Source organism: Bacillus sp. RC251, assembly GCF_044908765.1.
GTDB classification, from domain to species: Bacteria; Bacillota; Bacilli; order Bacillales; family Bacillaceae_G; genus Bacillus_A; species Bacillus_A wiedmannii.
On the sequence record NZ_JBIYDP010000003.1, the window covers coordinates 20,142 to 45,437 of the forward strand.

Genomic DNA, 25,296 nt, shown 5'->3' on the forward strand with positions numbered 1-25,296 from the left:
ATGAAGAAAAAAATTTTATTCGTTATAGATTCGCTACAAAGTGGAGGAGCTGAAAAAAGTTTAGTTTCTTTACTTTCTTCATTTGATTATACGAAATATGAAGTTGATTTGTTAATGTTCTCTGCTAGTGGATTGTATTTACCATTACTTCCAAAACAGGTAAACGTTTTAGAAGTACCGACAATTATTAAAAGACAGGCTGAGAAATTTAATTATTTAATCAAACATAAATACTTTAAAGAGTTATTTCTTAGAGTTGGGGCTTCTATATCTCTTAGAAATCCATACATAAATAAAAAATTACATGCAGCTCAAGTAGTTTGGAGATGGGTGTCTAAAGGGATGGATAGTTTAAAGGAGACATATGATGTTGCCATAGCTTATAGTCAAGGAATGCCAACATATTTTGTGGCAAATAAGGTTTACGCGTGCAAAAAAATCGCTTGGGTGAATACGGATTATAGGTTAGCTGCATTTAATAAAGATTTTGACTTGAACTATTATGAGGAATTTAATGAAATAGTAGCTGTTTCCGATGGTTGTAAGGAAGTATTGATTCAAGAAATTCCTAAAATAGAGTCGAAAATTCAGGTTGTCTATGATATTATATCGCCGACGTTAATTAAATCGATGGCAAATGAGAGTGAAGGATTTAGTGATAAGTTTGAGGGATTACGAATATTAACGATTGGTAGATTAGTCTATGAAAAAGGATATGAATTGGCCATAGAAGCTTGTTATAAATTAAAGCAAAAAGGCTATAGATTTAAGTGGTATGTAATCGGCGAAGGAAATCTTCAAAGTGAACTCGAGGATAGGATAAGTAAATATAATTTACACGATACTTTTATATTATTAGGTACATACAAGAATCCCTATCCTTTTATAAAACACAGTGATATATATGTACAACCCTCTCGGTATGAAGGATTTGGCTTGGCGATAGCAGAAGCTAGAATATTTCAAAAACCTATAGTAGTAACCGATTTTGTTACAGTTCATAATCAAATCAAACATAGAGAGAATGGTTTAATAGTGAAGATGGATTCGGAAGCAATATATGAAGGAGTGAAAGAAATTATAGAAAACGATTTGCTAAAAAAACGGTTATTTGAAAATTTAAGGAAAGAAAAGGTTGGAACGGAAGAGGAAATTGAGAAGATATATGCTTCTTTCAATTAAAGGATTTTATAAATAGAAAGAATGGGGGAACTATGAAAAAGAGAATGCTTTTTATGATTATAAATATGAATATAGGTGGTACGGAGAAGGCCTTATTAAATATGGTAGCAGAAATCCCAAAAGAAAAATATGAAGTGACAATTTTAATGTTAGAGAAAAAAGGAGATTTTTTAAATTTTATTCCAAAGGGGGTTCGTATTGAGTATGTAAAGGGTTACGAGGAAATGCAATATATATTAAATAAACCAACACGAGTAGTTATAGCGGATTTTATAAAACAAAGAAAAATTGTAAAAGCGCTGCAACTGGCAGTGTTGTACGTAATCTCTAAGATTATGAAAGAACGGAGTGTTATTTTTAAATATTGTTTACAGAATTATGAAGATGCTTATAGAAATTATGATATTGCTATCGCTTATGCTGGGCCAATGGATTTTATTAGTTATTTTGTGGCAAATAAAGTAGAGGCTAGACGAAAGATTCAATGGATCCATTTCGATATTGAAAAGATATTTTTTAATAAGCATTTTGTTAACAAAGTATATAAAAAATTTCAACATGTTTTTGTAGTTTCAGATGTAGGAAAGATGAAACTTACTCAAACTGTTCCAGAATTGATAAATAAGGCAGAAACTTTTTTAAATATTATTTCACCTGAAATGATATGTAAGATGGCAAATGAAGGAATTGGGTTTGCGGATGATTTTGAGGGCGTAAGAATCCTTACTGTTGGTAGATTGAGTATAGAAAAGGGGCAGGATTTAACAATATCTGTGTTAGCTAGACTTAAAGAAGCTGGCTTCAATGTTAGATGGTATTGTATAGGGGATGGAAAGGAAAGAGGAATGTATGAAAAGCTTGTGAAGAATTACGATGTCCAGGGTGATTATATATTTTTAGGAGCAGTTTCGAATCCCTATCCATTTATGAAACAATGTGATTTATATGTACAACCGTCTCGATATGAGGGATACTGCATAACACTTGCAGAAGCTAGATGTTTTAATAACCCAATTATTAGTACAGATTTTACAGGAGCAAGTGAACAGATAATCCATAACCACAATGGATTAATCGTTCAATTTGACGAGCAGCAAATGTATGATTCTATTGTACAAATATTAAGTGATACATTGCTGGATGGACGGTTGAGAGAAAATATAGAAAAAGAAGTGGTAGATACGAGAGAAGAGTTAAAAAAGTTATATAGAATAGCCAATTCTAATATGTAACTTGTTTTAGAAGGTATTGTTATCGTATTACAGAAATATGGGCGGTTCGCTATTATAAATTATGTTTTTTGTGAAAACATCTTCGAGGGTGTTTTTTATTTTGATATAAAACTTTTAGGTGGTAGAAGGAGATAATTATGAAAAGAGTGCTATTTATGGTAAGTAGTATGAATATAGGTGGTGTAGAAAAATCACTTCTTTCTTTATTATCTGTAATACCAAAAGAAAAGTATGATGTCACAGTATTGATGCTGGAGAAGCGAGGGGGATTTTTAAAACAATTACCAAGTTGGGTAAAGATAGAAGAAGTTACTTGGTTTGAAAATATAAAGCCTAAAATTATGCAACCACCAAAGAAAACGATTAAAGAGTACTTTGAAAATGCAAAGTATATTAAGGGTTTAAATTTTTTATTCACTTATGTGGTATCAAAAAATTTAAAGGATAGATATGTTTTCTATAAAGAGATTTTTAAAGATATTCCACATAATAAGAATGATTATGATATAGCAATAGCATATCAAGGTCCTACTGACATAATTGATTATTATATAGTTAATAGAGTAACTTCAGAAAAGAAAATTTCTTGGATCCATTTTGATGTTTTTCAACATCAAGTTAATACAAAATTATATGAGAAATTATATAATCAGCTGGATAATATATATGTAGTTTCTAAAGAAGCACAAAAACATTTAATAGAGAAGTTTCCTAAAGTAAAAAGTAAGACAAGTGTCTTTTTAAATATTGTACTTCCAGATTTAATAAATGAAATGGCGAAAGAAAAAGTAGAATTTGATAATGAATATAAAGGTATGAAGATAGTAACAGTAGGTAGACTTTCGGAGGAAAAAGGTCAAGACATTGCAATTAAAGTTTTGTCAATGTTACGTAAGGAAGGGTATGAAGTACGGTGGTACTGTATTGGAGAAGGGGAAAATAGAACGTATTATGAGACGCTAATATGTAAATATAATTTAAAAAAGGACTTTGTATTAATGGGATCAACACAGAATCCTTATCCTTATATACATCGATCAGATATATATGTTCAAACATCTCGGCATGAAGGGTATTGTCTTACATTAGCTGAGGCAAAATGCTTAAAAAAGCCTATTGTAACGACTAATTTTACAGGCGCAAATGAGCAAATAATAGATGGATATAATGGTTTTGTTGCTGAATGTAATGAGGAAAGCCTATATTACAAGATTAAATATCTTTTGGATCAACAAAGAGTGCGTGAAGAGATAACGACTAATTTGTTAGAAGAGGAATTTAACAACTTAGAAAAGGTAAATCGTTTTTTAAGTTAATTGTAAATGAAAGGGTGCAATTATGAATCCTAAAATTAGTATTATTGTTCCCATTTATAAAGTTGAGCAATATATTCATAAATGTATTGATTCTATATTAAAGCAAACGTTCAAAGAGTTTGAGTTGATACTTGTTGATGATGGATCTCCTGATAGTTGTGGTGAGATTTGTGAAGGGTATGCGACTCAAGATAGTCGAATTAAAGTAATCCATAAGGAAAATGGTGGATTATCTTCAGCAAGAAATGCAGGATTAGAAGTAGCACAGGGAGATTATATAGGATTTGTTGATAGTGATGATTGGATAGAAGTGGATATGTATGAATTGTTATATGGTATGTGCCTAGAACAGGATTGTGATATAGCTATTTGTAGTAGTGAAATTCATTACAATGATAAAACGGTAATTTCAAGCAATCATCCGTTTGTTATTCATGATAGATATAGCGCGATGAAAGCGATGCTAGAAGGGAATTTGTATGATGAAGTTGTTTGGACTAAACTTTTCAAAAGACAGTTATTAGAGGGTATTAAATTTCCAGTAGGTATGTCATATGAAGATACAGCATTTACGTATAAAGCTATTCATAAGTGTAACAAAGTATGTTTTATAGGAGAACCTAAATATCATTATATAAAGCGTGATAATAGTATGATGGATCAGGCTGTAAAAGAGATTAAAATTGACTCAGTCTTAATTTATGATGAAATGTGTAAATTTATGGAGCGATATTATAAGGAGTTATATAACTTAGTTATATTAAAACTAGGAAATTGTTCGATGGTAGTATTAAATTTAATATCATTGAGTGGAAGACTTAATGAGCATAAGGGTAAATATTATAAGGTTATTAGTATATTGAATCGTTATTTTTATAAAACAATACGTTTAAAAGAGTATGGAAAAAGTGTAAAGTTTTTATTATTGGCAACCAAGTTACATCCATTATTGTATAAATTTTTAATTAATAATTTTGCAAAAAGGGGATAGATATGAAGAAGTGGCAGCTACAACTGGGATTTTAAAAAATAGGAGTGAGTATTATCCAAAATAATACAATTTTAATATTCACCTATCGATAGTTTAGTTTAACTTATGAAGGGGATTAATCATGCGAACGATGCATTCAATCAAGAATATATCAATAAGTATATTTTCTCAAATGGTTATTGTTATTCTAGGGTTTATATCTAGGAAAGTTTTTTTAGATAGTTTAGGAATAGAGTATTTAGGGATAGATGGCTTGTTAATTAATGTTTTATCCATGTTGGTGTTAATTGAAGCTGGTATAGGGGCAAGTATAGTATACAATTTGTATAAACCATTGGCAGAAAATAATCAGTATAAAATTATAGCTCTAGTTCAATTATATAAAAAAATTTATCAGATTTTAGCAATCATTATTCTAGTAATAAGTGCTATGATATATCCCTTTTTAAGTTATTTAATGAAAGATGGGGCGTCTATATCGAATGTTGCGATAATCTATTCGATATTCGTGGTAAAAAATGTAGTTACCTATTTAAATGCTCATAAGAGGTCTTTAATACAAGCAGATCAAAGAGGATACATATTGGCTAGGATGGATCTCTTATTTCAAGTGGTAACTACAATATTCAAAATATTTATACTGATGTACACGAAAGATTATATATTGTATTTAATTATAGAGTTGAGTATATATGTAATTCAAAATGTGGTAAACGGTAGGATTGTGAATAAGAACTATCCTTATATAAAGACAAAAAAGAAATATTCTATAGATAATGATACGAAAGAAAAATTAATTATAAATGTAAAGGCGATGTTTTTGCATAATATTGGAGGATATATTGTATTTGGAACTGATAATATACTGATTTCATCTTTTGTAGGTCTTGCTATGGTAGGGATATATTCGAACTATACAATGATAATAAATCAATTAGCAGCTGTAGTAAATCCTATATTAAATGGAATTGAAGCAAGTGTAGGAAATCTAATTGCAACTGAGAATAATGACAAAAATTATGTAATATTTAAAGTGGCTTATTTAGTGAATTTTTGGATCTTTTCTTTTTGTACCATATTTTTATTTAATCTGTTAGAGCCATTTATAGGGTGGTGGCTTGATAAGAAGTATTTATTAAATAACATAGTTTTTGTAGTGATACTCATTAACTTTTATTTAACAGGGATGCGAACCGCGATAGCTATTTTTAAAAATAAAGCGGGATTATTTGTACAAGATAAGTATATTCCATTAGTTGAAGCGATAATCAATTTAAGTTTATCTATTCTATTAGCTAACATATTTGGGTTGGTAGGTATATTCATAGGAACGGCGATTAGTACAATTGCTACTGTACTTTGGATTCAGCCTTATATTGTATATAAAAATCTTTTTAAGAAATCAGTTTGGAGTTATTTTACAACATACGTATTTTATATATTTTTAACTGTCGTAACAGGTTTCATTACTACAAGTATATGTAATTATTTCATAGAAGGTAGTACTTTTATTTCGTTAGTCGGAAAAGGTGTGATTTGCTTATTAGTACCAAATGTAATATACGTATTAACTTTTTATAAAAGCACAGAATTTCAATATATAAGGAATATCTTTAGTATGATGTTTTTACAAATTAAAAAGAAACGAAACGTTATTTAGGTATAAAAATTATGTACATTATATTGGTTTGAATTATTAAGGAAGTATATTGTTGTTGAAGCCTGTTAGTATGAAATGAAACTTGATTTTAATTAGAAAACGTGAATCATTAGCCCTAACATAGTATTTATATAATGCATAGTATTCTATTAAAGGGATACGTATGTAAGCATAATATAAAATATTTGTCCCCATGCACCGATAGAAGTTTGAATTTTCTGTCAAAATTTAACTTCTATCTTAGTTGGAGGTTATATATAAATCATGGCAAAATTTCAAGTGACATGTGTTTTGAAAGGGAATCTGCCTGTGTTAAGCGAGGGAGAATTTTGTTTTTGTATAGATACTTGTGAGTTATTTATTGGGACGAAAAAAGGGAATGTAAAAGTATCAACGGAGAATACATTTGAGAGGTTAGTAAGTAAACTTAAAAGCAATACATTTGGAAGTTCTAAGTCTAGAAAATCACTGATTGGAGAAACAGAATCTGCTAATGTGGTTTCGGGCACGTATTTTCTTGAGTTAGAGAGATGGAATGTTAAAAATGATGGAACGGACGCGGAGAATACTTCTAAAGGGATTAATAATGCATTATCATGGGCATCTCAACAAGGATTTATAGAAGTTGTTTTACCCATGGGGACATATTTAATTGATGAAAATACACCAGTTGAGCCACAAAGCTTTATGACTTTAAATTTAGGTGGATCGACTTTGAAAATAAGAAGTAATGGATTAGTAAAATATGCAATCGTACGATATCAAAGAAATCAAAAATTTTCTCGAGTTACGAATGGAAGGATTCAAGGGGATAAAGATACACATGATTATACAACGATTCCTCATACTCATGAATGGGGATATGGGATTGAAGTAGGAAATACGACTCCTGTTGAGGGGAGTAATATGAATTACATTTCAATAGATAATATGGAAATCTTAAATTGTACTGGCGATGGGATAGCGATGGAAAGTACATGGGGACAAATTGGAGAATATGATTTTGCTGGTACATTTGAAATAGGGGGGATTAGTGATGTCAATGGTTCCCTAATAGTAGATGATAATAAAATTAGATCGAATTTAAAAATAGATTTACATCATAGTAGCATTATAAAATGGGGATATTTCGGTTTGTATGGAGATGGCTATGGTGGAACTGGTTCAGAAATATATACAGAATTATATGATGTGTTATTTTATAAGACTGATAATACTTTTGTAACGGCTGCGAAGAGAGTAAAGTTTTTTGAAGAAGTGAGTGTTCCAAAAGAAGCAGATTATGCGAAAATAGTACTTCACCAAGGTACAATACCTGCAGAAAACGGTTGTAAAATAACTGTTAGAATTCCGGAATTTTCCCGAAATGTATTTATTGAGAAATGTAAAATACATGATTGTAGAAGGCTTGGGATAAGCGTATCTGGCGCGAAACAAATTTATATTAGAGATTGTGAAATTTACAAAATGAAAGGTACAGCGCCTCAGGGAGCAATAGATATTGAAGATGGATATCGATTAAATCAATATATAAACATTGAGCGTAATAACATATATGATAATCAGGGATATAACGTTGTTGTAGTCGGTGGTAGATATATTAATATCATTCAAAATAAATTAGTTAATAATTCATTAGTAGTAGGCGAAAATGTAGAGAAAGTGATTGTAAGCAATAATCACTTAAGGGAAGTAAGTTGTGTTTTAAGCGGAGAAGTAACTTTTACGAATAATCAAATGTATGCTACTCGAGTCACGATAGATCAAGGGGATAAAGAAGCACTTATTGGTAACTGTATTTTCCATAATAGCGCATTGTTAATGGGAAGAGATAAAGCATATTGTATTCAAGTGAACCAATGTGAATTTTTTAGTGATCGAGATTTATTTCATTCTTTTTCACAGTTAGGTTCAATAATTGGTTTTTCAGCAGAACCGCAAACTATATCAGATTGTGTTATTAAAGGAGGGGCTGTAGAGGGTACAAGTTTGACAGGCGTATCACCTGGTATGAAAAATGGATGGAGATTAAATAATATTTCTTTTATAGATACGAAACACCCGCAAGGAATCATTACGAATTTACCGCCAGGAGTATATACGGGATGTAAATTTGAGAACAGCGGTACAATATCATTTGTTACAAAAACTCCTCAAGCAGAATATGAATTTAATGGATGTTCATTTAGTTGGGATGCTTATAATCTTTTTACTGTTGAGTCTTCTCAAAGGATAGCAATGCTAAAAGTGAAAAATAGTAATTTTAGAGGAGGAAGATGGGGCTCAGCATTTTTTTTATGGGACATTGGTGGGAGAATAGAATTTAATAATAATGCATTTGAATACCTTAATTCGGAATCGACAGACAGTATAATTAATTTTTGGAATGAAACATTTACGAGTGAGTTTATGTTAATAGAAAATAATATATTTAGGTCAAATAAAAGTATGATAGGCGTGAATGCAAATCAGATTTCATCCTCAATCACTTTAATTTTTAAAGATAATATTGTTGACACAGTAATTATCAAATTAAGGGATGAACATATAAAAAAGGATAATTATATTAATGGCGTCTTTGATCCGTACATGTAAAGTTATAGAAACTAATGGAGTAACAGGTCCTTTGTAAATAAGCAGTGCTAGCCTATGGGAATATTCACATAGGCTAGCTATGTTTAAACTATTTGATGAGATAGAATTAATGAAAGATGACGTAATTAAACAAAACAAGGGGCAACTAACTGTAGTTGTCTTTTGTTTTGTTTAATTGCATATAAAGTTTTAAATGGTTCTTCGTGTTAGGGGTATTAAACGTAAATAAGTAAGGAGGATAGTACATGAAAAGAATTTTTGATGTATGTATTTCTTTATTGTTATTATTTGTATGTTTGCTTCCTATTCTTGTTGTAGCGATTTTAGTTAGGCTTAAATTAGGATCTCCTGTGCTATTTAAACAACAGCGTCCAGGACTGCATGGAAAACCGTTTAATGTTTATAAGTTTCGAACTATGCTAGATAAGAAAGGGAGTGATGGGGAATTACTTCCAGATCAAAATAGATTGACTACTTTTGGGGCAATTCTTAGAAAATATAGTTTAGATGAGTTACCCCAACTGATGAATGTTGTATGTGGTGATTTAAGTTTAGTAGGTCCAAGGCCATTATTGATGGAATACTTACCCCTATATTCTAGTAAACAGGCTAAAAGGCATAATGTAAAACCAGGAATTACGGGATGGGCACAAATAAATGGTAGGAATTTGATTACCTGGGAAGAAAAATTTGAATTGGATGTATGGTATGTGGAGAATCACTCTTTTTTACTAGACTTGAAAATAATTGTACTTACAATATTAAAAGTATTTAAAACAGAGGGAATAAATCATGTAGGGCATGTGACAATGGAGAGATTTACTGGAGGGAAAATAGAAATAAAGGGGGAGGGAAAATGAAAATTTTAATAATAGGATGTGGTGGGCATAGCAAGGTTGTGAGGGATATAATCTTATCAAATGAAGGATATGAAATAGTCGGTTATTTAGATGATTTGTACACAGATATAAATATTGTAGACAATCTTTATTTTGGAGCAATTGCAGATGCAAGGGAAATTATCAATAATTTTAATAATGTAAAGCTCGTGATTGCTATAGGAAATAATAAAATAAGAAGAGAAATTTCAGAAATATTAAATCAACCAAGTAGCATATATGCTACTTTAATTCATAAAACAGCCATTATAAGTTCAAATGCTTATATAGGAAACGGAACGGTAATTATGCCAAATGTGGTTGTTAATGCGGATACTTTCATCGGTAACCATACTATAATAAATACAGGCTCAATAATAGAACATGATAATATAATTGATGATTTTGTGCATATTTCACCACATGCTACACTTACAGGTTCTGTCACTATAGCAGAGGGGGCACATATAGGAGCATCAGCTACTATAATTCCAGGTGTTCAAATTGGTAAGTGGTCGATTGTTGGAGCTGGTTCTGTAGTTATAAACGATTTTCCATCTAATTGTACTGCTGCTGGTATTCCAGCCAAAGTTATTAATGTAGTAAATTGAGAGGAGATGAAGAATGATGATAAAAAATAAGGAGAAAATCTATCTTTCCTCTCCACACATGAGTGGAAATGAACAGAAATATATAAAAGATGCTTTTGATTCAAATTGGATTGCGCCTCTTGGTCCAAATGTAGATGAATTTGAAAGAGAGCTTGCTTCTTTTGTAGGAGTTAAAGGTGGGGCTGCGGTTAGTTCAGGGACTGCTGCCATTCATCTAGCTTTACGATTATTAAACGTTCAAAAGGGAGATACAGTATTTTGTTCAAGTTTCACTTTTGTAGCAAGTGCGAATCCGATTGTTTATTTAGGAGCTGAACCGGTATTTATTGACTCAGAACCGGAAACATGGAATATGTCACCACAAGCTCTAGCACTTGCGTTACATGATGCTGATAAAGCTGGGAAATTACCTAAGGCTGTCATTCTTGTTCATTTATATGGTCAGAGTGCGAAATTAGAAGAAATTCTTTCTCTTTGTAATCATTATGATGTTCCTATAATTGAGGATGCAGCAGAATCTCTTGGATCTACATATAAAGGAAAAGCAAGCGGTACATTCGGGAAGTTTGGTGTTTATTCATTTAATGGAAATAAAATTATTACAACTTCAGGTGGTGGAATGCTAGTTTCTAATGATGTAGAAGCATTGGAAAGAGCGAGATTTTTAGCGACACAAGCAAAGGATCCAGCTCCACATTATGAGCATAGTGAAGTAGGGTATAATTATCGAATGAGTAATATATTAGCTGGTATTGGAAGAGGACAATTAGAAGTGTTAGAAGACAGGGTGAAAGCTAGAAGATCTATATATAAACGGTATTACGAAGCACTATCTTTCATACCAGGCTTTTATTTTATGCCTGAATTAGAAAATACTTGTTCAAATCGTTGGCTCACTACATTGACAATTGATGAAAAGGAATCCGGGATTTCTATTGGAAAAGTGTTGAGCACTTTAGCAGAAGAGAATATTGAGGCGCGTCCTATGTGGAAGCCACTTCATATACAGTCGCTCTTTAAAAGGAAGAAGTATTATTCTCATAGTAAAAATGAAGATGTGTCGCAGCATCTATTTCAAAGTGGGATTTGTTTGCCTTCAGGATCTAATATGTTAGTTGAAGATCAACAAAGGGTCATTCAAGGCGTTTTAAAAGCTCTAAAATGAAAGAAATAAAGAGTAACTAAAAGTGGAATTAGATTTGTATACGTACGACTAACAGTTCTTTATAATGAATTTTTTGTGAAAAATATTTGAGGATATTCAGTTTAAATTGACATAAAAAGGATATAATGCTAGGTTTTAAATATCTAATCCTTAATCTACAAGCGAATTAAAGTAAATAATTGGGAAGGTAATAAAATAAGTGATTTTGTTCGTTAAAAAGAATGATAAAGAGGTATGTTTAACGAATTTAATATATAAATAGTATTTGTATTAACTTTTCATGTATTAGGAGGGAAAAATGAGCGCTATAACTGGCATTATTCACTTTAATAATGAACCTGTATCAATTGAACATGGCACGCGATTAATGAGTGACTTACAAAAGTACCCTGCTGATGATATTCAAATATGGCATAAGGAAAACGTTTTCTTGGGATGTCACGCACAATGGATTACACCAGAGTCAGTTGGTGAACAATTACCCTTCTATAATTATGAAAAACAACTGGCAATTACAGCAGATGCTATTATTGATAATCGTTATGAGTTGTTTGAAAAATTACAAATAGATTATGCGGATAGAAAAAACATGACAGATAGTGAGTTGATTTTACTCTCTTATCAGAAGTGGGGAGAAGCAGCACCGAAATATTTGGTGGGTGATTTTTCTTTTATGATTTGGGATGAGAAAAAACAAATACTGTTTGGAGCTAGAGATTTTTCTGGGAGCCGAACACTTTATTTTTATCGTAGTGAGAACAAATTTTCTTTTTGTACTAGTATAAAGCCGTTATTTACTCTACCATATGTTGAGAAAAAATTGAATGAGCAGTGGCTTGCTGAATTTTTAACTATACCTGTGAATTTTGAATCAGTAGACCCTTCTTCAACAGTATATAAAACTGTTGAGCAAATTCCACCTTCCCATTCTGTTACTGTGAAAAATGGAAAGGTGAAATTATCGAGATACAATACACTAATCGCCGGAGAAAGGCTTCAACTCAAATCAAACGAAGAGTATGAAGAAGCGTTTTTGGAAGTGTATCAAAATGCGATAAGATCACGTTTACGTACCCATCATCAAGTAGGGGCTCATTTGAGTGGAGGACTTGATTCGGGTTCTGTAGCCAGCTTTGCTGCACGAGATTTAAGTGCAGCAAATAAACGTCTACATACATATAGTTATGTCCCCGTAAAGGGTTTTGTAGATTGGACGCATAGAAGTAGAATAGCTGATGAACGACCTTTTATTCAATCAACTGTACAGCATGTAGGAAATATTAAGGAGCATTATTTGGATTTTGAAGGAAGAAGTCCTCTATCAGAAATAGATGATTGGCTTGAAATTCTAGAGATGCCATATAAATTCTTCGAGAATACTTTTTGGCTTAGGGGAATTTATGAGGAGGCCCGGTTACAGGGGATTGGAGTACTCTTAAACGGACAGAGAGGAAATTGGACGGTGTCATGGGGTCCAGCTGTGGACTATCAAGCTATGCTGTTGAAAAAGATGAATGTGCGTCGCTTTTTGCAAGAGCTATATTCGTATAGTAGAAATATTGGTGTAAAGAAATCGCGAGTATTTTCAGTAGTGAGAAAAAAGGCATTTCCGTTTTTAAATCGAATATCTTCATCAAAAAATCAAATTGTTTTCCCTAGATTTATTAATCCAGAATTTGCAAATAGGATGAATGTGTTCGATAAGCTCCTAGAGCATAATGTTGATATAACAGGCGCCTCAATAACAGATGCATATGAAGTAAAGAAGAGGCAATTTGAACAGTTATTCTATTGGAACATAACTGGTACATATGGATCTAAATTATCTTTGCGCTATTCCTTATGGGATCGCGATCCAACGAATGATTTACGGGTTGTTCAATTTTGTTTAGCGGTTCCAGAAGAACAATACGTTCAAAATGGTTTAGATCGAGCACTAATTCGAAGAGCAACAAAAAAATTCTTACCTGATAAAGTAAGGTTGAACCAGCTCACTAGAGGTGTTCAAGGTTCTGATGGTGTTTACCGTATGGCACATCAATGGAGTGAATTTATTGAAGAGCTTGAGCAGCTTAGTAAGGATCCTGTAATTTCAGAATTTTTGGATATAGAGGTTATTAGAACTGCGATTTCTAAGATTAAAGAAGAACCTCATCCAGAATATGCATTTGATTTAGATTTTCGAATTTTAATGCGTAGTTTAATAGTGTATCGATTTATGAAAAAAATTATTTGAAGGGAGGTGACATAATGAAAAAAGATTGGACAATTCCTACATTGGAAGTACTTGATATCAATATGACAATGGCTGGACCGGGTATTAAAATACCTGATGGTGTTCAACCGGATGAGGACGAAATGGTTCACCATAGCTAATTTATCAATTAGGATGCACATTGTTATCCCCTTATACAGTAAAAGTATAAGGGGTTTTTATAAAAATTTTGAAAGCAATTTGGAGTGAGAGAGTTGATGGAAAATACAAATAAAAATGTATATAAAGTTTTTGGGTTAAGAGTGTTGAGTGAAATGAAATTGCCGGAATTACCTCAAATCAATGAACAAGAAGAGAATGTAGAAATTGTAATTCGATTAACTAATTTATCTCAGAAGTGGAGTGAACTTGCTAGCGCAAAACAAAACTTTGTAGTTGATAAAAACGTAGTTATGATTTGTATACCTGATACTGCTATATTTTCTATACAAGGAGGAAAGCAAATATTTGTTTCACCAATGAAGGACGCTTGTGAAGATAAGATTCGTCTTTATATACTTGGAACTTGTATGGGTGCCTTACTAATCCAAAGGGGAATATTACCATTACATGGTAGTGCAATAAATATTGATGGGAAAGTTTATGCCTTTGTAGGTGATTCAGGAGCAGGTAAATCAACTCTTGCAGCGGCTTTTTTAAGTAAAGGATACAAAATTTTGAGTGATGATGTAATTGCTGTGACAGTTTCGTCAGATAAGACTCCAATTGTGATTCCATCTTATCCGCAACAAAAATTATGGGCGGAGAGTTTGAATGCTTTTGGAATGGGAACGGCAAGTTATAATCCATTGTTTGAGCGAGAAACAAAGTATGCTGTGCCTGTACAATCTCATTTTTTCTCTGAACCATTACCTCTTGCTGGTGTTATTGAGTTAACGAAAACAGAGGATGAGAGTGTTGAGTTGATTCGAATTGAAGGACTTGAACGATTGCGTACATTGTTCTTTCACACATTTCGTAAGTTGTTAATTACGCAATTAAAATTGACAGAGTGGCATTTCACTACTTCTACAAATGTGATAAACAAGGTAGATATGTTTCATTTGAAACGTCCAAATAATAGGTTTACAGCGCATGAACTTGTATCAATTATATTAAAAACTATACACGGAGGAGGAGTAATAGATGATGTATACAGAGAGAATTTCTCTAGAGTGTCAGATTGTGCAAAGTGAAGAGAATATTGTGAGTGATATGGATGGGGAAAAAGTAATGCTAAATGTTCAAAAAGGGAAATATTATAATTTGGGAGAAACAGGGGGAGAAGTTTGGGAACTAATAAAAACTCCAATTATGGTTACTGAACTCGTCAGTACATTGTTGTCAAAGTACAACATTGAACGGGGCGATTGTGAAGAGCAAGTTCTTTCCTTTTTAGAGTGTTTGTTTCAAGAAGATTTAATTCAAATAAAAGATCAATCTAATAGATAAATTCGTAATTTCAAGAGAACTGTTAGGAAGGGATTAATGAATATTGTGAAAAGGTTAAGGGTATTTTTATCGCTGAGCATGGAAACAAAGCTTTTATTTTTAGAGGCTTTTATTTTTTTAGGGTGGGCGCGTGTACTAAAAAGTATTACCTTTTCCAAAGTTGCACCTTCTTTAGGGGATTACATGAACGAAACATCAGTTGCCCAAATTCAGCCACATGGGGATACACTAAAGAAGGTGTCTGAAGCTATTTCTATTATGAGTCGTTATACTTTTTGGGAAAGTCAGTGTCTTGTTAAAGCTATAGCTGGGATGAAAATGCTCGAAAAACGTCACATTGAGAGTACTCTTTATTTAGGAACTGCTAAGGATAGTCATGGGGATTTAATTGCGCATGCATGGTTACGGAGCGGTTCTTTTTATGTTACTGGATCAGAAGGAATGAAGAAATTTACTGTCGTTGGATCATTTGCAAAGAGGCTAAGTGAGGACATTATTAAAGGAGAATAAAATGGAGAAAGATTTTGGTCTTAATGTAGAGTTCATGTCTAAGGAATTGAAACTTCTTTTTGCAATTTTGAAGTTACAAGATGACGAAACAGTGCAAACTTACAGTAATGAATGGTTTTCCGATATTGATTGGGAGGTATTTCTTGAGCAAGCTGTGCATCATCGCGTTTATCCGGTGATATATCAAAAACTTAAACAGGTGGATGAGGAACTAATTCCTTCACATATTGTACAAACCTTGAATAGAAAATATAAAAAAAATACATTTCAAATGCTTTATTTAAGTGCTGAAATGGAACGAATAAATAAACTATGTAATGAAAATGAGATTCGTATGATTTTTCTAAAAGGACCTGTACTATCTCAGGACTTATATGGGGATATTTCTTTACGAACATCCTGTGATTTGGACGTTCTAATTCCGATGCAAAATTTAGAAAAAGTAGAAATGCTACTTTTAGAGCAGGGGTATGTAAAAGACGACTATATTCAAACGATATTAAATGATTGGAAATGGAGGCATCATCATATAACATTTTTTCATCCAATAAAGCGGATCAAAGTTGAAATTCATTGGAGGTTAAACCCCGGACCGGGTAAGGAACCTGGGTTTGAAGAGCTTTGGGGGAGAAAGAGAAAAAGTACCCTTACGAGTAATTCTGTATATATGTTAGGAAAGGAAGATTTATTTTTATTTTTGGTATCTCATGGTGCTAGACATGGTTGGTCCAGATTACGCTGGTTAGTAGATATAAAAAAAATTGTCGATCAAGAACTTAATTGGAGTGAGATCCATAAGTTAATGAGAAAATATCAAATGCTTCATTTAGGAGGACAAGCATTAATTTTAGCAGCTCAATTGCTAGGTGTACGACTAGATGAAAGGATGATGGAATTAGTAGCGAAAAAACATTCAAAGCAGTTAGCTCAAGAGGCGCTGTTTTATTTCAAGCAAATGATAAACTTGCATACCGATCCTGTCCCTGAAGAAGTATTTATCTATCATAGTCGATATTTATTTTCACTAATGTCTAATCAGCAAAAAATTTTATATATTATGAGCCAACTATATCCTTATCCAATTGATGCAAAAACATTACCGTTACCTAAATTTCTTCATTTTTTATATTTTCCTCTACGTCCGTTTTTATGTCTTTGGAGGAAAACAAAGAAGCTGGCTTTGTTATAGGGGGAACATCGATGAATCATATTATATATTTTATGAAGAAACTATACTCTTCGGCGGGAAACATACTGTATGTGAATTTATTTGGTATGGTTTTAATAAGTTTACTTGAAGGGATAGGTATTATTTTATTAATTCCTATGATAAGTATGACTGGAATAATTAATATAGGCGAGGAGACTACTTTTATTGCACCTGTCTCTAGGTTTTTGCAGGATTTTCCTAAAACAGCAAGTCTAGTTTCTATTTTAGGTATATATATACTAATAGTGTTAGGTCAAAATTTACTACAAAGAAATATAACGCTAAGGGATGCGAGAACGCAACAAGCTTTTATAAGAGAATTAAGACTAGAAACATATAGTATGATTTTAAAAGCAAAGTGGAGTTTTTTTTTAGAGAAAAGGAAAACAAATCTAATAAATATATTAACTACAGAATTAGCTCGTGTAAGTTATGGGGTTAATTTAATTTTACAATTGTTAGCTGCTATTCTGTTTACATTTATACAGGTGGGGATTGCGTTTTTATTATCTCCTCAAATAACTATATTTGTTTTGGTCTTTGGTTTATTATTCTTGGTAGCTTCTCGTGTTTTTATAAAAAAAGCACGAATACTAGGCGGTAAGACCTCAGAATTGGCAAAAGACTATCTTTCTGGTATAACAGATCATTTTAATGGAATTAAAGATATAAAGAGTAATACTTTGGAAGCATCACGTTTAGATTGGTTACAATCTATAACAAAAAAGATGAGTAATGAGCAAATGGAGTATATGAGAATAAGATCGAACTCTCAATTGTTTTATAAAGTTTCAATGGCTATATTAATTGCATTTTTTTTATTATTATCAGTAAGTATGTTTCAAGCGCAACCCACCCAATTACTATTAATCATCCTCATTTTCTCCAGACTATGGCCAAGATTCATGACGATTCAATCAAATTTAGAACAACTGGCTGCAAGTATTCCTGCTTTTAAGTCATTATGGGAGTTGCAAGAGGAATGTAAGGAAGCGATTGAAATGCAGGATATACATCAACAAAAACATATAGAGCCGATTCGTATAAAACAAGGTATGGAGTGTAAGGATGTTTACTTTCGTTATAATAAGCAAGAATCTTTATACGCACTTCAAAATATTAATGTGCAAATTCCAATAAACAGTATGACGGCCATTGTGGGGCATTCTGGTGCAGGCAAAAGTACATTAATTGATGTATTAATGGGATTAATCCAGCCAGAAAAAGGTCAAGTGTTAATAGATGGTACGCCCCTTACAACTGATAATTTATTGTCATTAAGGCGGGCTATTAGTTATGTACCACAAGATCCTTTCTTATTTAATGCAAGCATAAGAGAAAATTTATTGATGATTGAGCCAAATGCAAGTGAAGAACAAATTTGGTCTGCATTAAATTTTGCGGCCGCCGCTGAATTTGTACAAACGCTTCCTAAAGGGCTTGATACACTGATTGGGGATCGAGGAGTAAGGCTTTCAGGTGGTGAACGTCAACGACTTGTACTAGCGCGGGCTATTTTAAGAAAACCGTCGATTTTAGTATTAGATGAGGCTACGAGTGCATTAGATACTGAAAATGAAGTGAAAATCCAATCAGCAATAGAAAGGTTGAAAGGAACAATGACAATTATTGTGATTGCGCATCGTTTATCTACTATACGCAATGCAGATCAAGTTATTGTCTTAGGAAAAGGTGAAATTGTCCAAAAAGGTGAATTTAATCAATTGGCTAAAGAGAGAAAAGGTGTATTTCGAAGTTTGTTAGGGTCACAAATGGAAGTTGGTTCTTAGAGAGGAAAGAGTGAATGAATTTTTGTATTCATACAGTTCGAATCGAATAAAAGCCTGAGTGATGGCCAGTTATAACAGGGCATTATTCAGGCTTTTATTTGTACGTTTTCTAAATTTAGGGAGTAAATATAAATGAGTACCTTGCAATGAATAATACTAAGTGGTATATTATGGATATAATGGGTACCGTGTATTGAATAGTACTGAAATGAGAAAGGGGGATTGACCTTGAACGTTCAGTTTAAAAAAGGCGTGTTAGAACTGTGTGTTTTAGCACTTGTGAAACGTAAAGATTGTTACGGCTATGAACTTGTTCAGCAAATCTCAAATAAATTTTTAATATCGGAAGGGTCAGTGTATCCTTTATTACGTCGTTTAACGAAAGAAGGATATTTTCAAACGTATTTAAAAGAATCTACAGAGGGACCGCCTCGTAAATATTATCAACTAACTGAGCAAGGGGAAACGCAACTGAATTTGTTAGTAACGGAGTGGCGTGATTTTGCAAAAGGCGTACAAGAAATTATTGAAGGAGTGGAATGGGATGAGTAAAGAACAGTTTCTTAAAGAATTATCAAGTCATCTTAGAAAGTTACCGGAAGAAGAGAGGAAAGATATTTTATTTGATTATGAAGAGCATTTTCAGTTTGGAATAGAAGAAGGAAAAACTGAATCGGAAATAATAAAGGGCCTTGGCTCTCCGAAAGTAATTGCAAAAGACTTACTTGCTTTGTATCGCTTTGACGAAATGAAAAAGGACCCATCAACTACCAATATAACAAGGGCTGTTATGGCAGCGATTGGACTTAGTTTGTTTAATTTTATTATTGTGTTAGGCCCGTTAGTTGCAATTATTGCTTTTATATTTTCCTTCTGGCTCGGTGGAATTGCTAGTGTAGTGACACCATTTTTCGTTATTGGAAAAGTATTTATGGGTACTTTTATATGGTTGGATTTATTCGTTAGTATAACGTTTGTTGGGGTAGGTTTGTTGTTATGTATTATCGCTTATTATAGTACGAATTGGTTTAAAAAGTTATGCGTACGTTATGTACTATGGAACTTCAAAATGATAAAAGGGGAGTAGATGATGAAGAAAATATTGTTAGTAGCTATCGCTTGTATCATTATTGGAGTAATAGGGATTTCACAAACATATGAAAAAGCCGTGCAAACTGCAGAAGAAGGAAATAAAGAAGACGTAATTAAAAACGAAACACTAAAAAATATAGAAGTTAAGTTAGATGCTGGGGATATTGTTGTCCAAAAATCTCCCGACTCTTCTTTTTATGTAAAGCAATCAGGAGATGTACGTAAACACGAGGTTCGTATTGCTGAAGATGGTGACACATTAAAAATTATTGGGGAAAGAGAAAAAGGTGCTTCATTTGATTTTTCTTTTTACGATTTTAGATTTCAAACGTCTACAATAACTCTCCTTGTGCCTGAACGTTCATACCAAGAGATAAAAATAAATTCATCAGCTGGACAAATAGAAATAAGTGATGTGAAAAGTGACTGTGTAAGTGTTGGGACACTCGCTGGAGAAGTAGATTTGAAAAATGTCACAGCAAAAAGTGTGGAAGGATCTTCAAAAGCTGGTGAGGTGAGCTTTAAGAAGGTAATAGGAAAAGTAACTGTGAAGTCGGCTAGCGGGGAAGTGCATATTATGGATCATGATCCTAAATATGATGTAGAGGCAAGTTCAACCGCTGGGGATGTAGATATTACTTTATTAGAAAAACCACAAGATGCAGTTATAACGGGGCAAAGTGCTGCTGGCGAAGTAATGATTTTTAATGAAGAAAATAAAAATATAACAATTGGCAATGGTAGTAAAAAGATTAGTGGTAAAACAGCTGCTGGCGATGTGACGATTGAAACTCGTTCATAAGAAATAAAATGTATGGAAATCTATCAAAATACAAAAAAAGAAGATAATTACCGTATATAAATAAGGTAATTATCTTCTTTTATTATTCTTAATGTAAATCACGATATACGCCAATTACTTTTCCGATAACTGACACTTGTTTTAAAATGATAGGTTCTAATGAAGAGTTTTCCGGTTGTAGACGGAAATGGTCTTTTTCTTTATAGAAACGTTTAACAGTTGCTTCGTTATCTTCTGTTAAAGCGACTACAATTTCACCGTTGTATGCAGACTGTTGTTGGCGAACAACAACTAAATCCCCATCGAAAATACCAGCTTCAATCATACTATCTCCGGAAATACGTAACATAAATACTTGGTCTGCTCCAGCGACAATGCTAGCTGGAAGTGGGAAATGATCTTCTACACTTTCAACTGCTGTAATAGGTAATCCAGCAGTAACTTTTCCGATAATTGGAACTTGAATAACAGATTGTGTCTCTGTATCCATTCGGTTGTCACCTAAAATTTCAATTGCTCGTGGTTTTGTTGGATCGCGTCGAATATATCCTTTTTCTTCTAGTCGTGATAAATGTCCGTGCACTGTAGAACTAGAAGCGAGGCCGACTGCTTGACCGATTTCACGTACGGAAGGTGGATATCCTTTTTCTTGTACTTTTAGCTTAATAAAGTCGAGAATGTCTTGCTGGCGTTTCGTTAACTTTTCCATGTTTTCTAACACCTCGTTTTCTTTCATTTTTCTTATTAATAAGTATAACATGCGAAAAAACATTCTACAAACATAAGTTCGAACGAAAGACGAATTTATGATACACTATAAGGAAAATATAGTGAGAAAGAAGGGTTCAAAATGAATGCAATTATTTATGCACGTGTGAGCACAACAAAAGAAGAACAGGAAACATCATTATTGCGTCAAAAAGATGAATTATTGCATTTAGCTGAGCGCTATCAAATGAATGTTGTAAAGGTGATTGAGGAGCAGGCTAGTGGTTATACAATTGAACGTGATGGCATATTAGAAGTGCTAGATACAATTCGCGATGAACAAGTTGATGTACTTCTCATACAAGATGAAACGCGGCTTGGTAGAGGGAATGCAAAGATTGCATTAATGCACTGTTTACATAAAGAGGGAATAAAAGTATATACGCATACGCATAATGGAGAATTAGAACTCTCTGACTCTGATTCGATGGTACTAGATATAATTGGGATTGTTGAAGAGTATCAAAGAAAGATTCATAATTTGAAAATTAAACGTGGTATGCAACGTGCAGTAGAAAAAGGTTATCGTCCAGAAAATAATTTGAAGAATCGTCATTTAAGCGTAGGACGAGAGAAGAAAGAAGTGCCGATTGAGGAAATTGTACGTTTGCGCAAGAGTGAACTTACTTTCGAAGAAATTGCGGCAACGCTTCGCGGCTTTGGTCATAATGTTTCAAAAGCGACTGTACATCGTAGATATGTAGAATATACAAAGCAATTGCTTGATAAAGAGGACTAACTATTGTATGATAATAATCAGTTTTGAGTAAAAGGGGGATTCGAGATGCAAAGTCACGAACTCATTGAACGCATTAACTTCTTAGCGAAAAAAGCAAAAGCTGAAGGCTTAACTGAAGAAGAACAACGTGAGCGCCAATCGCTACGTGAACAATATTTAAAAGGATTTCGTCAAAATATGTTAAACGAACTTAAAGGAATTAAAGTTGTTAACGAAGAAGGTACTGATGTTACACCGGCGAAATTAAAGGCTTTAAAAAAGCAAGATAATGCAAAATTAAACTAAAAGATGGGCGAAGCCCATCTTTTTTATTTATTATATCGGTTATTTAATAACTTTCCAGTTATTGTTGACTGATGCCTCTATCTTTTTGTGCTTCAATATATAGTTAGCGATAAGTTCAGACATATCTGTTGGTATGTCTTTTATTACGGGCTTATTTTGAAACATAAAGAAGTTTCCTCCGCCGCTTGCGCGATAATTATTCATAACGACGTCATATTCTTCATTCATATGAAGAGGAGCGCCTTTATACTGTAAAGATTCTACTCTCTCGCCAATAGGTTTGGAAATGTTTAATACGTACGAAATCCCTTCCCACATATCGTAATTATAGTGTTGTGGCTTCGGTTCTATGAAGGTAGGGTTTACAATGATAGTTCCATCTGCATGTAATGTGAAATAAGAAGCAGAAAGTTCAAGGGCGTTTTTTATATCTGCTCCAGTTATTCTAATTACTTTTAATGTATTTGGATAAATATAATTAGAAACGATGTCACGCATTGTTACATGACCAGGGAAACCTGGAGATGTATTATGGAATAAGCTTGTACAAGAAATAGAAACATTAGCTATATCCATCTGTATCTTATTTATGAATTCAATAAAAGGATGGTCTTGCAAACGAGTTTGCATAGCGTCTGAAATTTGCATATCCCCATAGATTAGTCCAATAGGTTGATCGAGCCAATTTTGTGTTTTCTCTTCATAATCGGTAACCAAGGAAAGCATATGTTGGTCCGCCACAATTCCTCGCACGGGCAATAATTGTGAATAACTCTCTTTTTTTACCCATTTTTGTTCTGTTTTCTCGAATGTTACTGTTATTTTTCCGACGGAGTGTCCATTGCATCCAGTCTGTAAAACTGTTACACCATTTATTACGGTGTGAGCGATTTCCCGGTGTTGATGGCCTGTTAGTAAAATATCTATGCCTTCAATTTCATAGCACATTGCATAACCTTGGTTTTCACCTGTTAAAACTTCAGTCGGTACCCCGGTTTGTAAATCGCGTTCAAATCCTCCATGATACGCTACGACTAGTAAATCTGGTTGTTCTTGTTCGCGAATGTAAGAAACCCATTTTTTTGTTGTTTCTAATGCATCTTCAAATTGTAGATCTTGAATGTGATGAGGTTGTTCCCAATTAGGAATGTAATGCGTTGTTATCCCTAAAATAGCAATTTTTATATTTGATTCAATATGTTTTATTATATATGGTTTCCCGAAATAAGGTTCTTTTCTGTCGGTATCTAAAATATTTGCTGATAGATACGGGAAGTTCGCAGTAGAAATAGCATGATTTAATACGTCCATTCCATAATTAAATTCATGATTCCCGATAACTGCAGCATCATAACGTAAATAGTTCGCTAATAAGGACATTGGATTTTGCTTATCTTTTGCATATGTAGCGTAATGATAAGTAAAGGGTGTTCCCTGTATGAAGTCACCGTTATCAATTAAAAGAACGTTTCTGTTTTGGGAACGTTCTTTTTTTATAAGAGTAGAAATTTTAGCTAAACCAATTTCAGCTTTGGAGTTATCTTGGTAGTGAATTGGATAAACAGTACCGTGTATATCACTTGTTAATAAGATGTTTAAAGTTACAATTTGTTTTTGATTCAATATCATTCACCTTTTCTATTGTTATCTACTAGTTAAGCATATCAAATATATGAAGAGAATTTTAATGAGAATGTATAGAATGTGTAAAGATTCTGTAAATAAGCAATTATTAATAAAAATGTGTGATATATTTCTTCATGTTTACGGAAGGTAATTTATAACAATAAAAATGGAGGCTTTAATATGTTGAAAAAAGTTTTTGCAATGAGCACGACAGTTGTACTGGCGGCGGGATTATTAAGTGGCTGTGGAACAAAGGAATCTAGTGCAAGTAAAACTGAAGATACGAAAAAAGGTTATGTACCGAAGACGTTAAATGTACAATTTGTTCCTTCTCAAAATGCAGATACGTTAGAGGCGAAGGCGAAACCATTGGAAAAGCTATTAAGTGATAAATTAAATATCCCGGTAAAAGTTAGTATTTCAACGAATTACAATACAATTGTAGAAGCGATGGCATCTAAGCAAGTAGATGTAGGCTTTTTACCTCCAACAGCATATGTGCTAGCACATGAGAAAAAGGCTGCAAACGTAATTTTACAAGCACAACGTTTTGGGGTAGATGATGAAACCGGAGCTCCTACAAAGGATTTAGTAGATTTTTATAAATCTGAGTTTGTAGTGAAGAAAGATTCAAATATTAATAGTATAAAAGATTTAAAAGGTAAAAAAATTGGTTATCAAGATGTAACGTCATCAGCGGGATACGTATGGCCTGCAGCTGTATTGTTAAAAGAGGGGGTTGATCCGTTAAAGGATGTGAAACCTGTTACATTAAAAGGTCACGATCAGTCGCTTATTGCTCTTTTAAATGGTGATGTAGATGCAGCTGTTGTATTCCAAGATGCTCGTAATATTGTGAAAAAAGATTATCCGAATATATTCGATCAAACAAAAATAGTGAAATTTACGGAAAAAATTCCAAACGATACGATTTCGGTACGCTCTGATTTAGATGAAGAGTGGAGCAAGAAATTACAGGATGCTTTCATTGAAATAGGAAAGAATGAGGAAGGTCACAAAATCATTAAAGAAGTATATTCACATGAAGGATATGTTAAATCTGATGATAGTAAATTTGATATCGTTCGTGAATATGGAAAGAAAGTAAAAACGCAATAATACATATGGAAATGGCAGC

24 protein-coding genes are annotated in these 25,296 nt (G+C 32.9%); 22 read left to right on the forward strand and 2 right to left on the reverse strand.

The features are described from left to right. The 19 genes from ABH961_RS14105 to ABH961_RS14195 all read left to right on the forward strand — a co-directional run bounded on the left by ABH961_RS14105 (nt 1) and on the right by ABH961_RS14195 (nt 20,740). Nucleotides 1-1,182 (forward strand): glycosyltransferase, encoded by a 1,182-nt coding sequence (locus ABH961_RS14105; protein ID WP_098080372.1) that lies wholly within the window; start codon nt 1-3, stop codon nt 1,180-1,182. A 32-nt stretch (nt 1,183-1,214) separates the two neighbouring features. Further along, nucleotides 1,215-2,414, forward strand: coding sequence for a glycosyltransferase (locus ABH961_RS14110; RefSeq protein WP_404519540.1), 1,200 nt, complete (start codon nt 1,215-1,217; stop codon nt 2,412-2,414). A gap of 137 nt (nt 2,415-2,551) precedes the next feature. Further along, nucleotides 2,552-3,730, forward strand: a complete 1,179-nt coding sequence (locus ABH961_RS14115; RefSeq protein ID WP_404519542.1) for a glycosyltransferase — start codon at nt 2,552-2,554, stop codon at nt 3,728-3,730. Nucleotides 3,731-3,752: 22 nt separating this feature from the next. Then, nucleotides 3,753-4,721: a glycosyltransferase family 2 protein gene (locus ABH961_RS14120; protein ID WP_048544214.1), complete on the forward strand. Its 969-nt coding sequence runs from the start codon at nt 3,753-3,755 to the stop codon at nt 4,719-4,721. 121 nt (nt 4,722-4,842) lie between these two features. Then, nucleotides 4,843-6,381 carry a lipopolysaccharide biosynthesis protein gene (locus ABH961_RS14125; RefSeq protein WP_048544212.1) on the forward strand — a complete coding sequence of 513 codons (1,539 nt, stop codon included), beginning with the start codon at nt 4,843-4,845 and terminating at the stop codon, nt 6,379-6,381. Nucleotides 6,382-6,645: 264 nt separating this feature from the next. Next, a complete protein-coding gene (locus tag ABH961_RS14130; RefSeq protein WP_404519544.1) occupies nt 6,646-8,976 on the forward strand; it encodes a right-handed parallel beta-helix repeat-containing protein in 2,331 nt (776 codons plus the stop codon). Between the two features lie 245 nt (nt 8,977-9,221). Further along, nucleotides 9,222-9,836, forward strand: a complete 615-nt coding sequence (locus ABH961_RS14135; protein WP_098080368.1) for a sugar transferase — start codon at nt 9,222-9,224, stop codon at nt 9,834-9,836. Then, entirely contained in the window at nt 9,833-10,465 is a 633-nt protein-coding gene (locus ABH961_RS14140; protein WP_048544208.1) for an acetyltransferase, read from the forward strand. Before ABH961_RS14135 ends, ABH961_RS14140 begins: the two co-directional genes overlap by 4 nt. Before the next feature lie 16 nt (nt 10,466-10,481). After that, on the forward strand, nt 10,482-11,630 hold the full coding sequence (locus tag ABH961_RS14145) for an aminotransferase class I/II-fold pyridoxal phosphate-dependent enzyme (protein ID WP_048544270.1): 1,149 nt from the start codon (nt 10,482-10,484) through the stop codon (nt 11,628-11,630). Nucleotides 11,631-11,928: 298 nt separating this feature from the next. Then, complete coding sequence (locus tag ABH961_RS14150) at nt 11,929-13,866, forward strand: lasso peptide isopeptide bond-forming cyclase (RefSeq protein ID WP_404519545.1); 1,938 nt, start codon at nt 11,929-11,931, stop codon at nt 13,864-13,866. Nucleotides 13,867-13,880: 14 nt separating this feature from the next. Beyond that, nucleotides 13,881-14,006 carry a paeninodin family lasso peptide gene (locus ABH961_RS14155; protein WP_002199627.1) on the forward strand — a complete coding sequence of 42 codons (126 nt, stop codon included), beginning with the start codon at nt 13,881-13,883 and terminating at the stop codon, nt 14,004-14,006. Between the two features lie 96 nt (nt 14,007-14,102). Further along, nucleotides 14,103-15,080, forward strand: a complete 978-nt coding sequence (locus tag ABH961_RS14160; RefSeq protein ID WP_048544203.1) for an aldolase — start codon at nt 14,103-14,105, stop codon at nt 15,078-15,080. Continuing rightward, nucleotides 15,031-15,336, forward strand: coding sequence for a lasso peptide biosynthesis PqqD family chaperone (locus ABH961_RS14165; RefSeq protein ID WP_048544201.1), 306 nt, complete (start codon nt 15,031-15,033; stop codon nt 15,334-15,336). The genes ABH961_RS14160 and ABH961_RS14165 overlap by 50 nt, the downstream gene beginning before the upstream one ends. A 36-nt stretch (nt 15,337-15,372) precedes the next feature. Then, nucleotides 15,373-15,846: a lasso peptide biosynthesis B2 protein gene (locus tag ABH961_RS14170; RefSeq protein WP_098080364.1), complete on the forward strand. Its 474-nt coding sequence runs from the start codon at nt 15,373-15,375 to the stop codon at nt 15,844-15,846. A 1-nt stretch (nt 15,847) separates the two neighbouring features. Next, on the forward strand, nt 15,848-17,035 hold the full coding sequence (locus ABH961_RS14175; RefSeq protein ID WP_048544197.1) for a nucleotidyltransferase domain-containing protein: 1,188 nt from the start codon (nt 15,848-15,850) through the stop codon (nt 17,033-17,035). Nucleotides 17,036-17,046: 11 nt separating this feature from the next. After that, nucleotides 17,047-18,846: an ABC transporter ATP-binding protein gene (locus ABH961_RS14180; protein WP_048544195.1), complete on the forward strand. Its 1,800-nt coding sequence runs from the start codon at nt 17,047-17,049 to the stop codon at nt 18,844-18,846. A 228-nt stretch (nt 18,847-19,074) separates the two neighbouring features. After that, on the forward strand, nt 19,075-19,398 hold the full coding sequence (locus ABH961_RS14185; RefSeq protein ID WP_001102620.1) for a PadR family transcriptional regulator: 324 nt from the start codon (nt 19,075-19,077) through the stop codon (nt 19,396-19,398). After that, nucleotides 19,391-19,933: a DUF1700 domain-containing protein gene (locus ABH961_RS14190; RefSeq protein ID WP_048544191.1), complete on the forward strand. Its 543-nt coding sequence runs from the start codon at nt 19,391-19,393 to the stop codon at nt 19,931-19,933. Before ABH961_RS14185 ends, ABH961_RS14190 begins: the two co-directional genes overlap by 8 nt. Further along, on the forward strand, nt 19,934-20,740 hold the full coding sequence (locus tag ABH961_RS14195; protein WP_048544189.1) for a DUF4097 family beta strand repeat-containing protein: 807 nt from the start codon (nt 19,934-19,936) through the stop codon (nt 20,738-20,740). Between the two features lie 88 nt (nt 20,741-20,828). Here the strand turns inward: ABH961_RS14195 and lexA are convergent, their stop codons facing one another. Then, nucleotides 20,829-21,449 (reverse strand): transcriptional repressor LexA, encoded by a 621-nt coding sequence (gene lexA / locus ABH961_RS14200; RefSeq protein WP_048544187.1) that lies wholly within the window; start codon nt 21,447-21,449, stop codon nt 20,829-20,831. Nucleotides 21,450-21,590: 141 nt separating this feature from the next. On the opposite strand from lexA, the gene ABH961_RS14205 reads away from it, so the two are divergent. Continuing rightward, nucleotides 21,591-22,247 carry a YneB family resolvase-like protein gene (locus ABH961_RS14205; protein WP_048544185.1) on the forward strand — a complete coding sequence of 219 codons (657 nt, stop codon included), beginning with the start codon at nt 21,591-21,593 and terminating at the stop codon, nt 22,245-22,247. A gap of 45 nt (nt 22,248-22,292) precedes the next feature. Next, entirely contained in the window at nt 22,293-22,532 is a 240-nt protein-coding gene (locus ABH961_RS14210) for a DUF896 domain-containing protein (RefSeq protein ID WP_001190582.1), read from the forward strand. 39 nt (nt 22,533-22,571) lie between these two features. Here ABH961_RS14210 and ABH961_RS14215 read toward each other — a convergent pair whose 3' ends face one another. Further along, nucleotides 22,572-24,155 carry a bifunctional metallophosphatase/5'-nucleotidase gene (locus tag ABH961_RS14215; protein WP_098080362.1) on the reverse strand — a complete coding sequence of 528 codons (1,584 nt, stop codon included), beginning with the start codon at nt 24,153-24,155 and terminating at the stop codon, nt 22,572-22,574. 183 nt (nt 24,156-24,338) lie between these two features. Between ABH961_RS14215 and ABH961_RS14220 the strand changes: the two genes are divergently transcribed. Then, nucleotides 24,339-25,277: a phosphate/phosphite/phosphonate ABC transporter substrate-binding protein gene (locus ABH961_RS14220; protein WP_098681965.1), complete on the forward strand. Its 939-nt coding sequence runs from the start codon at nt 24,339-24,341 to the stop codon at nt 25,275-25,277. The last annotated feature ends 19 nt before the right edge of the window (nt 25,278-25,296 follow it).

Bases quoted from the DNA above. Each gene is read 5' to 3' on its own strand.
- ABH961_RS14195 (WP_048544189.1), top strand. From the start codon at position 19,934: ATGATGAAGAAAATATTGTTAGTAGCTATCGCTTGTATCATTATTGGA.
- ABH961_RS14130 (WP_404519544.1), top strand. From the start codon at position 6,646: ATGGCAAAATTTCAAGTGACATGTGTTTTGAAAGGGAATCTGCCTGTG.
- ABH961_RS14190 (WP_048544191.1), top strand. From the start codon at position 19,391: ATGAGTAAAGAACAGTTTCTTAAAGAATTATCAAGTCATCTTAGAAAG.
- ABH961_RS14120 (WP_048544214.1), top strand. From the start codon at position 3,753: ATGAATCCTAAAATTAGTATTATTGTTCCCATTTATAAAGTTGAGCAA.
- ABH961_RS14220 (WP_098681965.1), top strand. From the start codon at position 24,339: ATGTTGAAAAAAGTTTTTGCAATGAGCACGACAGTTGTACTGGCGGCG.
- ABH961_RS14170 (WP_098080364.1), top strand. From the start codon at position 15,373: ATGAATATTGTGAAAAGGTTAAGGGTATTTTTATCGCTGAGCATGGAA.
- ABH961_RS14135 (WP_098080368.1), top strand. From the start codon at position 9,222: ATGAAAAGAATTTTTGATGTATGTATTTCTTTATTGTTATTATTTGTA.
- ABH961_RS14180 (WP_048544195.1), top strand. From the start codon at position 17,047: ATGAATCATATTATATATTTTATGAAGAAACTATACTCTTCGGCGGGA.
- ABH961_RS14205 (WP_048544185.1), top strand. From the start codon at position 21,591: ATGAATGCAATTATTTATGCACGTGTGAGCACAACAAAAGAAGAACAG.
- lexA (WP_048544187.1), bottom strand. From the start codon at position 21,449: ATGGAAAAGTTAACGAAACGCCAGCAAGACATTCTCGACTTTATTAAG.
- ABH961_RS14210 (WP_001190582.1), top strand. From the start codon at position 22,293: ATGCAAAGTCACGAACTCATTGAACGCATTAACTTCTTAGCGAAAAAA.
- ABH961_RS14155 (WP_002199627.1), top strand. From the start codon at position 13,881: ATGAAAAAAGATTGGACAATTCCTACATTGGAAGTACTTGATATCAAT.
- ABH961_RS14165 (WP_048544201.1), top strand. From the start codon at position 15,031: ATGATGTATACAGAGAGAATTTCTCTAGAGTGTCAGATTGTGCAAAGT.
- ABH961_RS14125 (WP_048544212.1), top strand. From the start codon at position 4,843: ATGCGAACGATGCATTCAATCAAGAATATATCAATAAGTATATTTTCT.
- ABH961_RS14105 (WP_098080372.1), top strand. From the start codon at position 1: ATGAAGAAAAAAATTTTATTCGTTATAGATTCGCTACAAAGTGGAGGA.
- ABH961_RS14145 (WP_048544270.1), top strand. From the start codon at position 10,482: ATGATAAAAAATAAGGAGAAAATCTATCTTTCCTCTCCACACATGAGT.
- ABH961_RS14115 (WP_404519542.1), top strand. From the start codon at position 2,552: ATGAAAAGAGTGCTATTTATGGTAAGTAGTATGAATATAGGTGGTGTA.
- ABH961_RS14140 (WP_048544208.1), top strand. From the start codon at position 9,833: ATGAAAATTTTAATAATAGGATGTGGTGGGCATAGCAAGGTTGTGAGG.
- ABH961_RS14160 (WP_048544203.1), top strand. From the start codon at position 14,103: ATGGAAAATACAAATAAAAATGTATATAAAGTTTTTGGGTTAAGAGTG.
- ABH961_RS14150 (WP_404519545.1), top strand. From the start codon at position 11,929: ATGAGCGCTATAACTGGCATTATTCACTTTAATAATGAACCTGTATCA.
- ABH961_RS14175 (WP_048544197.1), top strand. From the start codon at position 15,848: ATGGAGAAAGATTTTGGTCTTAATGTAGAGTTCATGTCTAAGGAATTG.
- ABH961_RS14110 (WP_404519540.1), top strand. From the start codon at position 1,215: ATGAAAAAGAGAATGCTTTTTATGATTATAAATATGAATATAGGTGGT.